General features: G+C 35.5%; 12 protein-coding genes. 9 read left to right on the top strand and 3 right to left on the bottom strand.

The window, feature by feature from the left end:
- Window positions 1–30: 30 nt before the first annotated feature.
- The 7 genes from ACXACQ_RS02585 (at window position 31) to ACXACQ_RS02615 (ending at window position 6,938) form a co-directional block, all read left to right on the top strand.
- The gene (locus ACXACQ_RS02585; protein ID WP_474974360.1) at window positions 31–837 is read left to right on the top strand and encodes a glycogen/starch synthase; all 807 of its coding nucleotides are present in this window, start codon (window positions 31–33) and stop codon (window positions 835–837) included.
- Window positions 821–2,239 carry a DUF4270 family protein gene (locus tag ACXACQ_RS02590; RefSeq protein WP_474974361.1) on the top strand — a complete coding sequence of 473 codons (1,419 nt, stop codon included), beginning with the start codon at window positions 821–823 and terminating at the stop codon, window positions 2,237–2,239. Before ACXACQ_RS02585 ends, ACXACQ_RS02590 begins: the two co-directional genes overlap by 17 nt.
- A 12-nt stretch (window positions 2,240–2,251) precedes the next feature.
- A complete protein-coding gene (gene glmS, locus ACXACQ_RS02595) occupies window positions 2,252–4,087 on the top strand; it encodes a glutamine--fructose-6-phosphate transaminase (isomerizing) (protein WP_474974362.1) in 1,836 nt (611 codons plus the stop codon).
- Window positions 4,088–4,246: 159 nt separating this feature from the next.
- Window positions 4,247–4,627: a RidA family protein gene (locus tag ACXACQ_RS02600; protein ID WP_474974363.1), complete on the top strand. Its 381-nt coding sequence runs from the start codon at window positions 4,247–4,249 to the stop codon at window positions 4,625–4,627.
- A complete protein-coding gene (locus ACXACQ_RS02605; protein WP_474974364.1) occupies window positions 4,624–5,097 on the top strand; it encodes a hypothetical protein in 474 nt (157 codons plus the stop codon). The genes ACXACQ_RS02600 and ACXACQ_RS02605 overlap by 4 nt, the downstream gene beginning before the upstream one ends.
- A gap of 55 nt (window positions 5,098–5,152) precedes the next feature.
- Window positions 5,153–6,706, top strand: a complete 1,554-nt coding sequence (gltX, locus tag ACXACQ_RS02610; RefSeq protein WP_474974365.1) for a glutamate--tRNA ligase — start codon at window positions 5,153–5,155, stop codon at window positions 6,704–6,706.
- Window positions 6,707–6,716: 10 nt separating this feature from the next.
- Complete coding sequence (locus tag ACXACQ_RS02615; protein WP_474974366.1) at window positions 6,717–6,938, top strand: hypothetical protein; 222 nt, start codon at window positions 6,717–6,719, stop codon at window positions 6,936–6,938.
- Here ACXACQ_RS02615 and ACXACQ_RS02620 read toward each other — a convergent pair whose 3' ends face one another.
- Window positions 6,939–7,535 carry a methyltransferase family protein gene (locus ACXACQ_RS02620; protein WP_474974367.1) on the bottom strand — a complete coding sequence of 199 codons (597 nt, stop codon included), beginning with the start codon at window positions 7,533–7,535 and terminating at the stop codon, window positions 6,939–6,941.
- A gap of 121 nt (window positions 7,536–7,656) precedes the next feature.
- Here ACXACQ_RS02620 and ACXACQ_RS02625 point away from each other — a divergent pair, with 121 nt between their 5' ends.
- Together ACXACQ_RS02625 and ACXACQ_RS02630 are read left to right on the top strand one after the other, a co-directional pair.
- Window positions 7,657–8,862 carry an NAD(P)-dependent oxidoreductase gene (locus ACXACQ_RS02625; RefSeq protein ID WP_474974368.1) on the top strand — a complete coding sequence of 402 codons (1,206 nt, stop codon included), beginning with the start codon at window positions 7,657–7,659 and terminating at the stop codon, window positions 8,860–8,862.
- A 41-nt stretch (window positions 8,863–8,903) separates the two neighbouring features.
- Entirely contained in the window at window positions 8,904–10,100 is a 1,197-nt protein-coding gene (locus ACXACQ_RS02630; protein ID WP_474974369.1) for a Pycsar system effector family protein, read from the top strand.
- 12 nt (window positions 10,101–10,112) lie between these two features.
- Here the strand turns inward: ACXACQ_RS02630 and ppk1 are convergent, their stop codons facing one another.
- Window positions 10,113–12,182 (bottom strand): polyphosphate kinase 1, encoded by a 2,070-nt coding sequence (ppk1, locus tag ACXACQ_RS02635; protein ID WP_474974370.1) that lies wholly within the window; start codon window positions 12,180–12,182, stop codon window positions 10,113–10,115.
- A gap of 112 nt (window positions 12,183–12,294) precedes the next feature.
- Window positions 12,295–13,956, bottom strand: coding sequence for a choice-of-anchor J domain-containing protein (locus ACXACQ_RS02640; protein WP_474974371.1), 1,662 nt, complete (start codon window positions 13,954–13,956; stop codon window positions 12,295–12,297).
- Between the last annotated feature and the right edge of the window lie 20 nt (window positions 13,957–13,976).

Below are 13,976 nucleotides of genomic sequence, written 5' to 3' on the forward strand. Positions count from 1 at the left end.
TTATTCTACGCAAACAAATCTCATACACATATGTCAAAACTTCGTATTCTTTATGTAGCCAGTGAAATCAATCCTTTCTTACAAACTTCAGAAGTTGCAGAATTTGTAAGAAAATTGCCACAGGCTATGCAAGAAAAAGGGATGGAAATCAGGATTCTCGTTCCGAGATTCGGACTGATAAACGAAAGAAAAAACAGGTTACACGAAGTAGTCAGACTTTCAGGCATCAACATCGCTGTTGGTGATGAAGAGAAACCCTTAATTATTAAGGTGGCATCAATACCAAATGCTAAATTGCAAGTTTACTTTATTGATAATGAAGATTATTTTCACAGAAAATATGTGTTCCATGATAAAGAAAATAATTTTTATGAAGATAATGATGAGCGTGCAATATTTTTCTGTAAAGGCGTTATAGAAACGGTTAAGAAATTGGGTTGGTCACCTGATATCGTTCACTGTAATGATTGGATGACAAGCTTAATTCCACTTTACTTAAAAACTACTTATAAAAACGATCCTTTATTTAAGGATACAAAAACTGTATTCAGTATTTACAATAATAGCTTTAAGCATAAATTCAACAATGATCTTATCGACAAAGTAAAAATGATGGACATTGATGACAGCATGCTTACTACACTACAGTCTGGTGACTATTATGGCTTTATAAAAGTAGCCATGGAGTTTGCTGATACTGTAATACAAACTGAAGAAGACCAAACATTAGAAAATCTTTTCAAAGACATTACTTCAGAGAAAAAGATAGAGAAAATTGAACAAGACGATAATTTCACTGACTCATACTATAATTTATACAATGAACTTGTGGGCTAAAAGAACTGGGCTGATAATCTTATCAGCCCTATCATTTTTTTCGTGTGATGATGACATCAACACCATTGGACTGGACCCCGAAAATAATTTGGGGATTTTTTTCACCAAAATTCCATTACAGGATAACCTCAACCAGGTTTGGCTAGATAGCATCGCTAACCCCAATTTAGTAAATAACTCTTCGGCCACAGTAAGCATATTAGTAGGACAATATGAAGATGAGAAATTCGGGCATATAGAAGCTAAGCATTTCTCAGAACTGGCCCTTACTTCACAAAACCCAGGCTCAAGCTTTGACGAATCAGCCACTTTCGACTCATTGATATTCGAAATGCGTATTGACCATATTTACGGACCAAATAACGGATCTAATTCGTTAGAAGTTTATCAACTTACAGACACCGTTCAGCTGGTAAGCGCTACAGACCTTGTTTACCATTATACTTTTTCATCGCAAGATCTTGGGAATAAAATAGGAGAAAAAACCTTTACTATAGATGCAGACTCTATTGACCTAGACTTTAATGATACCAGTCTGGATGAAGACATACCTGCTGACTCTGCCATCAAAGCTAACTACTATGATAGCAATGATAAGTACATCTACTTCACTAGAATTAGCTTGGATGAAACACTAGGCCAAGATTTGTTTAACAAAGCAAAAAGTGAAAGCACTGAGCTTTCTTCGGGCACTAACTTCTCTAACTATTTCAAAGGTATAGCCTTAACCTCTACAGCAGGAAGTTCTATAATAACCTATTCGCCAACATACACAAGAATGGTTATGTATTATTCTGAAACTGTAGATGGTACTACTACTCAAAAGAGATTGACATTCCCTGTAAACTCAGCTCGTGGATATAACAACATAAGCCCTAACAAAAACAGTGCTTGGTCAGGTTCTGACTTTGATAACATCACCAACAACAATACACCATATCAATTAAGCTCAGATTACGTGTATTTACAGCAAGGAACTGGAATGTTACCCATTATTGATCTTTCAGTTTATGAGAGCTTTGTAGATACTATTAAAACCCCCGTTATTAACAAAGCTGAAATTGTATTAGAAAACATTGAAGGTTTATCAAAAACTACACCTGCCCCATCAACATTAATTCTATACGCCACGAACACGGCTTCACTAGAAAACAATGTGGTATTTGCTGGTGTGATACCTGCATCATTCAATTCTAGCACGCCATTAACTGCAGTTTATGATTCTGACATTAAAGGTTACAGAATAGATCTACCACATTATTTACGTTCTATTGATCACGGCTTTACAAAAAATAACCAAATCGTACTAACCCCTAGTAATCTTTCATTAGATGTTAGTAGGTTTGCTTTACGTAAAGAAGATGTATATCTTAATATATACTATACTACACCTGATAAATAAAATAGATAAATTATGTGCGGAATTGTTGCGTATGTAGGACCAAAAAATGCACACGAAGTAATCCTTAAAGGACTTAAAAGATTAGAATACCGGGGCTATGACAGTGCCGGTATTGCTTTGTTAAATGACGGTCTGAACATTTATAAAAAAAAAGGTAGAGTAGTTGACTTAGAAGAAACGCTACCTATCAAAAAACTTAATAGTAACATTGGTATTGGGCATACCAGATGGGCCACTCACGGTGAGCCTAACGATGAAAATGCTCACCCTCATTATTCACAATCAAAGAACTTAGCTATAATTCACAATGGAATTATAGAGAACTACAGCTCTATAAAAAAAGAGTTGGAGAAAAAAGGACATACTTTTGATAGTGAAACCGACTCAGAAGTACTTATACACTTCATTGAAGACATACAAGTAAATAACGATTGTTCATTAGAAGAAGCTGTAAGGTTAGCACTAACTAAAGTTGTGGGTGCTTATGCTATAGTAATAATGACTAAGGACAATCCTGATCAATTAATAGCTGCCAGAAAAGGGAGTCCTTTAGTTATTGGGTTGGGTAAAAATGAATTTTTCTTAGCTTCTGATGCCACTCCAATTATTGAATATACTAACGAAGTAGTATACCTTAATGATTACGAGATTGCGATCATCGATAACAATGAGCTAAAGTTAAAAAACACTCAAGACGTTCCGTCCACTCCTTATATCCAAACTTTAGATATGGAATTAGAAGCCATTGAAAAAGGCGGGTATGAGCACTTTATGCTCAAAGAGATTTTTGAGCAGTCTAAGTCCATCAGCGATTGTATGAGAGGTAGACTAAATGCGAATGAAGGGCGACTTGTATTAGGAGGTATAAGAGAATATGCCAATAAACTGGAAAATGCAGATAGAATAATCATAGTTGCCTGTGGTACTTCTTGGCATGCAGGTTTAGTGGCAGAGTATTTTATAGAAGAATTCTGTAGAATACCTGTAGAGGTAGAGTATGCCTCTGAGTTCAGGTACCGTAATCCTATCATCAACGAAGGTGATGTTGTTATTGCGATTTCCCAGTCTGGTGAAACTGCGGATACACTTGCTGCTATTGAGTTGGCAAAATCTAAAGGCGCAGTAATTTTCGGAGTATGTAATGTTGTAGGTTCTTCTATCGCGAGAGCATCTCACGAGGGAGCTTATACACATGCTGGCCCTGAAATAGGTGTGGCAAGTACTAAAGCCTTCACTGCACAGTTGACAGTGCTTAACATGATAGCGCTAAGTGTAGCTCATAAAAAAGGCACTATCACTGAAAGAAGATACAGAGAACTGCTAGTAGAGCTTGAAAATATTCCTGCGAAAGTTGAAGAAGCACTTAAATTAGATGACCAGATAAAAGAAATATCTGCTCTTTTTAAAGATGCCAAGAACTTTATTTACTTAGGCAGAGGATTTAACTTCCCTGTTGCCCTTGAAGGCGCATTGAAACTAAAAGAAATTTCTTATATACATGCAGAAGGATACCCGGCAGCAGAAATGAAGCATGGCCCTATTGCACTTATAGATGAAGAAATGCCTGTTGTATTTATTGCCACTAGAGACAGTTCTTATGACAAAGTAGTTTCCAACATTCAGGAGGTAAAAGCCAGAAAAGGAAAAGTTATTGCTGTGGTAACGGAAGGTGATGCTTTAATACCTAAAATGGCTGAATTTGTAATAGAAGTACCTAAAACTGATGAAGCACTAATGCCAATGGTTTCAGTAATTCCATTGCAGTTGCTTTCTTATCATATAGCTGTTATGCGAGGTTGTAATGTGGATCAACCACGAAACTTAGCAAAATCAGTAACTGTAGAGTAAAAAATTAATTACAAAAAAAGCTGCTTATCTTCATAAGCAGCTTTTTTTATGCCTTTACATTACCTTTAACCTCAATAGATAGGCATAAGAGGGCTAAATCAATTATTTTTTTCTATAAATTCACAAGCTTAAAACCAGATATCATTTAAATTATTAATAATGAGCAAAAATATAGTAAACAGCGAAAAAGCACCTGCACCTATTGGACCTTATAGTCAAGCCGTTATGGTAAATGACACTTTGTATGTATCAGGTCAAATTGCACTAGATGCTTCTTCTGGTGATTTAATCAACAGTAACATAGAAGTAGAAACCGAACAGGTGATGAAAAACCTTGGTTTTATTTTAGAAGAAGCAGGCTTAGATTATAGCAATGTAATTAAGTGTAGCATTTTTGTTTCTGACATGAATAACTTCCAACTGATTAATACCGTATATGGAAAGTACTTTTTGTCTTCTCCGCCTGCACGCGAAACAGTAGAAGTAAGTAGATTACCTAAAGATGTTAACGTAGAAATTTCCTGCATTGCAGTAAAATGATACTTGTACCTAGCAAGAATGAAATATTAATTCTACCTCTTGATGCCGAGCTAGCACTATATCGGCTTCAAGAGGTAACTATGCCCACCGCATTAGTCCAAGACAAAAACAATACACACACCATATTTAATGGTGAAATCACCAACAACAATTTCACCCTATCAAAAAGAATTAACTATCCCCAGAATTTTCTACCACTAATAAAAGGACGAATAGAGGCCAGCAGCAGAGGTTGCATTATATTCATCAATTATAGTCTATTCAGAAGCTCCCTTGTATTTTTAATTTTCTGGACGGTAATGATTTTACTTGCGGCCAGTTATTTTGTGTTACACTCTCATCAGTATCTTTACGCAGCCATAGTTTTCCTCTCCTCAATCATCAATTATTCTGTGGCTATCCTTAATTTCAACAAACAAATAAAAACCAGCCGAGAAGCACTAGAAGTGGCTTTAAAGATAACCGCTTAATTATTATCGTTTCACAAGATTTTGTACTTTTGCCTGTCGGAAATTATTCTAAAAAATGGACAAAGAAGTACGCGTAAGGTTTGCTCCTAGCCCTACGGGAGCATTGCATATTGGAGGTGTAAGAACCGCTCTTTATAATTATTTATTTGCAAAAAAACACAATGGCAAAATGATTCTTCGAATAGAGGATACAGACCAAAATAGGTTTGTGCCTGCAGCAGAAGAATACATTAAGGAATCATTAGAATGGTTAGGCATCACCTTAGATGAAAGTCCATATAATGAAGGTCCTTATGGCCCGTATAAGCAATCTGAAAGGAAAGAAATGTACGGCAAATACGCTCAGCAGTTATTAGATGAAGGCAATGCCTATTACGCATTTGATACTCCTGAAGAGCTAGACGCTATGAGGGAGCGCTTGAAGGAAGCCCGAGTAGCTACTCCGCAATATAACGCAATTACCAGAACACAGATGAAAAACTCTTTGACTTTGCCTGAAGAAGAGGTGAAAGCGAGGATAGCTTCTGGAGAGCCCTATGTAATAAGATTAAAAGTACCGTTGAAAGAAGAAATTCGACTCAACGATATGGTAAGAGGCTGGGTAATGGTACACTCCTCTGCTATAGATGACAAAGTTTTGATGAAGTCAGATGGTATGCCTACTTATCATTTAGCAAATGTAGTAGATGACCATTTAATGAAAATCACTCATGTGATCAGGGGAGAAGAATGGCTACCCAGTGCGCCTTTACATGTGCTATTATACAAATTTTTAGGTTGGGAAAGCACCATGCCTCAATTTGCCCACCTCCCGCTATTGCTTAAGCCAGATGGAAATGGTAAATTAAGTAAAAGAGATGGTGATAAGCACGGTTTTCCGGTATTTCCAATTAGTGGTACTTTTCCTGGGAAAGATGGCGAACCAGAGACTTACAAAGGTTTTAGAGAAGTGGGCTATTTGCCAGATGCATTTATAAACTTCTTAGCCTTTTTGGGATGGAATCCTGGCACTGAGCAAGAGATTTTCACTAAAGATGAGTTAATTCAGGCATTTAGTACCGAGCGAATAGGTAAGTCGGGAACTAAATTTGATATTGAAAAAGCAAAATGGTACAACCAGCAATATCTCAAAACTAAATCAAATACTGAATTAGCAGCATACCTGAAAAAGGATTTAGAAGCTAGTGGCATAGAGCTATCAGAATCTAATATTGAAAAAGTATGTAATGCACTTAAAGAACGTGTTACTTTCCCTGGTGAATTTTTTACCGAAGGACAATTTTTCTTTCATTCGCCAGAGTCATACGATGAGAAAGTAGTTAAAAAGAAATGGACCGAAGTAGCTGTAGATGTGCTAAACGGGTATAAAAATGCACTAACTACTTATGAAACGGCTCTTACGGCAGAAAGCGCTAAAGATATTTTAAATAACATATTAGACGAAAAAGGTGTTAAAATAGGGCAGGTAATGCAAGCAGTAAGACTAGCGATTACTGGCAAGGGAGCAGGACCTGACTTAATGGAAATAATGGAAGTTTTAGGTAAAGAAGAAGTAGCCAATAGAATACAAAAGGCTGTAGACACATTGCCTGTAAAAGAATCAAATTAAGGAGGTAGTTATGACTAAGAAAGAATCAAACAAAGGAAAAGGGAAGAAAGGCTCACCAAAAGTCAACCCTGATTTAAAAGGTTTTAATATTGAGATTGATTCTTTCGGTGAAATAAAGTCAAACTATGACATCGATAAGATTAATGAGTTTTTAAATAAAAATGTAGACGATAAAAAACTCATTGACCGAGACGATTTTAAAAAAACAAAAGATAATGAGGAGGAAGAGTAATTAAAAAAACAATTCCTTAATAGCATCTATAGAGGGTACCACAGCAGCTGGTACCCTTTTTTTGTAATCAACATATGCTTTTGGGTAAGCCTTTATTAGCCTTTTTTCTTCTAAACGTATACCTAATGGAATATACAGACACACGCACAATACACTAACCAATGAAGCCCACCTTGGATCGTAAAAAAAGAACCCAATAAATATGAGATAAGTAGCCAAGTATAATGGATGTCTCACCACACTCAAAATACCGTGCTGAGATAATGTACTATCGCCTTGGCCAGTTAAAAACTCACGCTTACTATATACTTTAAAGGTTTTTGAAATTATAATTACTCCTATTCCGGCTATCAGTAAGCTAGCATATTTTAAAACCCCCATTTTAGGCAGCAACCTTTCGCTATGAATTGCTCCATTTACATAAAGCATCATTAACAAGCCAACCGCAGCTAAAATATTATAAGTAACTCGGTAAGTTACCTTGGTTACACCCATATTATAAAACCACTCCTTAACCTTGTTAGTGGCCAATACAGAGTGCATGCCTAAATAAAAGCCCCACCCTACTACTAAATAAATATATGCTAAAGACATCATGCAATCACTTTTAGAATTTACCCCATAAGTAGTAAATTACAGTTGAAATTTGTTATACATAAACAAAGTAAACGCTAAGTTTAATATATAAAGCAGATAACAAGCATTAAAAACTAACAATATGAAAATAGGTATTCTTAAAGAAGGTAAAGTTCCTATAGACAGGCGCGTGCCACTTACCCCTCCACAGGCCAAGGAACTGAACGACAAGTACAGCGATGTATCAGTAATTTGCCAAAAAAGTGATATCAGATGCTTTGAAGACGAAGAATACATTAATAGCCAAATTTCTTTAAAAGATGATGTTACAGACTGTGATGTATTGATGGGAGTGAAAGAGGTGCCTATTGATCAGCTCGTAGAAAATAAAACCTATTTTTTCTTCTCTCACACCATAAAGCAGCAACCTTACAATCGAAATTTGCTCAAAGCGATCTTAGAAAAGAACATTAGGCTAATAGACTACGAAACATTAACGGACACTTCTGGCAAAAGAATAGTGGCTTTTGGCCGATATGCAGGGATTGTAGGTGCTTACAATGGTATCTGGACTTACGGCAAGCGATATAATTTATTTCATATTAGACGTGCTCATGAATGCTACGACCTTGACGACCTAAAGACCGAATTTAAAAAAGTAAACCTTCCTCCTATAAAAATAGTAATTACTGGTGGAGGTAGAGTTGCCAAAGGAGCTATTGAAGTGATGCATGGAATGAAAATAAGACAAGTTTCAGCTCATGAATTATTAAACGAAAGGTTTGAATACCCAGTGTTTGCTCAGCTTAACAGCAGGGATTACAACAAGCCTAAAGATGGCAGCGATTTTAACAGAAATGATTTCTTTATGAATCCTGAAAATTATGAAAGCCATTTTTTAAAGTATGCTGCCGTTAGTGATGTACTCATTGCTGGAGCCTTTTGGGATCCGCGGGCTCCTGTTCTATTTAAAAGAGAAGATGTAATGGACTCTTCATTCAAAATAAAAGTAATTGCTGATATTACTTGTGACATAGAGGGTTCTATTCCTTCAACAAAAAAACCAAGCACTATTGATGATCCCATATATGATTATGAACCTAGCTTAGGTATAATAGAAGCCCCTTTGTCTGATGAAGGTAACATTACCGTTATGGCTGTAGACAATTTGCCCTGCGAGCTACCAAGAAATGCTTCGGAAGATTTTGGAAAAGAATTACTCAACAATGTATTACCTAGCCTTATAAAAGAAGATAAGGACGAGATCATTAAACGCGCAACAATTACCGAAAATGGTAAATTAACAAAAAAATACCAGTACCTTCAGGGGTATGTTGATGGACAGTAATAAATTATCTATCTCACATTTTTTTATCTACATTTATTAATATGAATACGGATAGTAAACTACTGAATAAATCGAAAGAGTATATTACTAACAAGCTCAAGGAACTTCCTAAAGACTATTGCTACCATAACCTGGAACACACCGAAGAGGTAGTAAAAGCCGCTAAAGAAATATCAGCAGCTTGTAATCTTTCTGATAAAGAGACTTTACTAGTATCTATAGCTGCTTGGTTTCATGATTTGGGATATTTAAAAAATGCCTTAAACCATGAGCAAGAAAGCATTAAATTAATGCGGAGCAAGCTTAATGAATGGAATATTGACCATGATGATATTGAAAGAATAGCTAATATCATTGAGGCCACCCAAATGCCACAGTCACCTAAAGACAAGCTTTCAATGGTGCTATGCGATGCTGATCTATACCACCTTTCTACTACTCTGTTTAAAAAGAGAACAGAAGGCTTAAGAAAAGAGTTGGTAAACACTCACGACAAAAGCATTTCACCCACTGATTGGCATAAAATGAGTCTTGAATTTGTGAAATCGCATACCTATTTTACTGATTATGGTAAGCAAGTGTTGGAGCCAAAGAAAAAGAAAAACCTAGAGTGGCTAGCCACTAATTGTACTGCAAACGTGAACGAAGAGATAAAAGAAGAAGATAAGAAATCGGGCAAAAAGGACAAAAAAGCCAAAAAGCCAGAAAGAGGTATTGAAACAATGTTTCGTATTACTTCAAAAAATCATTTAACACTTAGTGGTATGGCCGATAACAAAGCCAACATAATGATTTCCATCAATTCAATTATACTATCCGTATTAGTATCATTGCTATTTAGAAAGCTAGAAGATTACCCCAATTTAATAATACCCGGAATGATCTTGGTAGTGGTTTGTCTCACTACAATTGTTTTTGCAGTACTAGCTACTCGCCCTAATATTTCATCGGGTACATTTACTAGAGAAGATATAGAACAAAGAAAAACAAACCTTCTATTCTTTGGTAACTTCCATAATATGGAGCTAGATAATTACATGTGGGGCATGCAAGAAATGATGAAAGACTCGGAGTTTCTGTATGGTAGTATGATTAAAGACATCTATTTCCTAGGCATTGTACTGGGCAAAAAATACAAAATGCTAAGAAAGTCATATAACGTATTTATGTTCGGTTTTATAATATCAATAATGGCTTTTGTAATAGCCATGGTGTTTTTTCCTGCACCAAGACACTAAAATAAAAGAGGCTTATGCCTCTTTTATTGTTTCTATTTCCTTCGCTTTTAGCCATTGATGAAAATCAATCTGAGCATGTACAGGAGGCAAATCATTAATGACCTTAATATTCTCTAGGTTTTCATTAAGAGTGCACGCTTTTACATTATCTCCCAACTGAAGCTCCAATACTTTCATAATATCCTTTTTCATTAGTGAATCTATAATCGGGAAAACCACCTCTATTCTTCTGTATAGATTCCTTTTCATCCAATCGGCAGACCCTTGATATAATATATCATCTCCCTCATGGTAAAAGTAATATATTCTGGAATGCTCCAAATACCTATCTACTATACGCTTTACCGTGATATTCTCGCTAAGGCCTTCTACACCACCTCTAATACAGCAAATGGCCCTAACTATAAGATCGATCTTCACTCCGGCTTGGCTGGCTTCATAAAGCTTATCAATCATTATATCATCCTGAAGATTATTCAATTTTAATATTATATGCGCTTTCTTACCCTGCTTAGCTTGATTAATTTCAAAGTCTACCAGCGTCTTAAATTCATCGGTAATATTAAATTGAGAGACTAAAAGCTTTTTAAAAGAAGGTATTTCTTCCTGAGTAGATAAGTAATGAAAAACGTTATCTAACTCATTAGTCATACTTTCATTATATGTCAACAAGGCATCATCAGCATAAATGCTGGCGGTTTTTTCATTGAAGTTACCTGTACCGAAAAAACCATACTTTCTGATATTACCATCGGGCATTTTTCTGCTTACCAAAGCCACCTTTGCATGCACCTTGAGGCCAGGAATACTATAAATAATTTTAATGCCAGCAGCTTCCATTTTAGCGGCCCATTTTAAATTGTTTTCTTCATCAAAACGAGCTTTTATTTCAACGAATACGGTCACTTTCTTACCATTGTTGGCGGCACTAATTAATGCATTACTAATAAATGACTCGTGCGCTATTCTATAAAATGTAGCCTTAATTTCTTCTACATCATTATCTAACGCAGCTTCATTGAAAAACCGTAAGACATAATCGTAAGACTGATAAGGAAAATGCAGCATTATATCATGCTTATCAACTGCACTAAACATAGAAGGATTCTCATCCAAACAATGTCTTCTTATAGCAGGCAACGGGCTATTTTCTAATTTAGGTGCCAAAGGGTTGGGTAAATCAAATAAGTCGTGCATATTATGATATTTACCTCCCGCCACTAAATCATCCTCATCTAGCTCATACTTATCTTTAAGGTATTGCAGTAAGTCTTCGGGCATTTCACTATCGTACAAAAACCGTGAAGGCACCCCTAGGTTACGCTTTTCAATCTGTTTCTGAATTTTTTTCACCAAATCACCTGCGTACTCATCTTCTATATTCAGGTCTGCATCTCTATTGAGTTTTATAGCATAAGCACCTTTAACCTTATAACTAGGAAATAGAAAAGACAAGTTTTCCCTAATTATGTCTTCAATAGCTATATAATAATGGTAATTATTCTCTTTGGGTAGCTCTACAAACCTCGGTAAACTATCAGTAGGAATATTTAAATGAGCATATTCTTTTCCTCCCTCTTTATTTTCTAGCTCTATGGCAAAATAAATAGCCCTATTATCTAAGTAAGGAGTTTTGCTTTCTTTGCGAGTAATAATCACTGGCTGTAGGTAAGACAATATTTTACTTTTAAAATAATGCTCTACAAACCACCTGTGCTCATCAATAATAGGCTCATCTCTATACAAAATAATCCCATTTTCCTTTAATTCAGGAATAATTACATCTCTTTTAATATGCCCAAACTCCTCCTGCTGTTCGTGTACAGTATGTAGAATTTCTTCCAGTAGTTTTTTAGGCTTTCTGTTAAATTTTTTATTGATTTTCTTCTTATCTATCCCTACAATACTGCGTAAAGAAGCGACCCTCACTCTAAAAAACTCATCCAGATTAGAAGAGTAAATAGCCATAAACTTAATCCTCTCATACAAAGGCACATCTTTATCCGCAGCTTCCATCAGTACTCTCTTATTAAAAGAAAGCCAACTTAGCTCTCGGTCGTAGTATTTATCTTTTTCTTTCATTACTTAAGTAACAGTAGCGGAAATATAAAGTTGAAAATGAAGTTACAAAAAAAGCCTTTAGATAGATATCTAAAGGCTTTTATATATAGATAGTTTAATCTATTTAATCTATTTAATCTATGGTCTCATATTCGCCATCGCTATTTAAAATCACATGTAGTGATAGTAAACCTCCAGGATAAGAATCATAAGACACTAAATACTTTTGTCCCACTTCACTATTTGGGAAGTTAGTTTTAAGTATATAAGCTATTGACGCTTCAATTGTCTCAGTTGTCCAATTCCCTGCATTTGTATTGAAGTTACCATAACTATCAAGGTTAGCTCTACTAGCTTCAGTTCCTAAATCTTCATTGCTTGCAATTGCGGTATAATCTGCAGGAGAAAGAGTGTATCTAATGGTATTATCAGGCACCCATACTCCTTCTTCCTTACCAAACTGTAATGTTGTAGCCACTTCAGACTCATAAGCATTCCAAACTCCAGACATAAATGTATAAACAACACCTCTTTGCTCTAATTCTCCTTTACTACTAGAGAAATAGTTATATATAACTGTCACTTCATCTTCTTCTTGAGCATAAGGATATGCTGAAGCCAAATATTGAGGAACATAACTTTCCTGTGGAGTTGAACTAGTAAAATATCCCTTTAAGCCCATGCTAGAATAAGTATCTTTTGATAATTCTAACACATCATCAGCTGCAGAAACCCAAGACTCATCTTCAGCTGAATACATATAGTAAGCAAACTCTGTTGATGGTAATACAGGAGTACCAGCAGATATCATTGCGTTATCTACTTCCCATACAGGCGCATAATCAGCTGTAGACTTATATACAAACGCTATATTTACTGTAGCTCCAGCATAATCAGCTAATTCAAATTTAGAATCAACAAAAGAATAAGAATTGCCTTCAGGCCATGTATCTGGCGTTAAATCTGACCACGTTGCGGTCTCTACATTACCAGAGAAATTTGTTGATACCTTTACCATGATATCTTTACCAAAAGCCGCACCACCATTTAGGTAGTTAACAGCATGTCTAACTACTAAACTATAATTTCCAAAGTTTGAAGTTAAAGTCGCTTTAGGTAATACTAACCAGTCTTCGTTAACATAATTTTTTCCTGAGTTTCCACTCATTTTAGCATATGCATCAGTCCCATAACTTGAAGCATCCCAAGCTTCTGCCCCAACTAAGGAAGTAGTATCCGTGGTTTCAAAGAATGAAGAATTATTAAAGTTCTCTACAAATAATACTTCTCCATTAATATCAGCATATTTAGTAGAAGCCGAATCATACTTTACAATAACCACTTGTCCATCATTATCCGACCCTTTGGCAGAATTTAAGATAGTAGCAATGTGATTTTCGGCTAAAGTATCTTGATTAAAATATGCAGCATATTCCGTATTCTTTGTTTCTGCCTCATAATCCGCTTCAGAAACTGTATAACTATCAACAGATCCACCTCTGTATAAATTATAAGTTACACTAATTGAAGATCCATCTTCTAGCTGAGGGTATTTTAAATCTAAAATTTTAGCGATATACTCTTTCGCTTCATCTTCAGAAGAGAAATTATTATTTGACCCTACGCCATCATCTTCTAATAAAGCATAATCATCTTCAGAAAGAGTTAATTCAAAAACTTGAACACCAGAAGGATCTCCTGCTGTCTTATCAAGTTCATCATAAGTGTCATCTAACGAATTACAGCCTGCTAAAACTGCCGATAGAAATAATGTGATATATAATATATTTTTCATCTCAATTTTAGTTATTAAAA

This window comes from Fulvivirga sp. AWR4_260 (assembly GCF_056158185.1).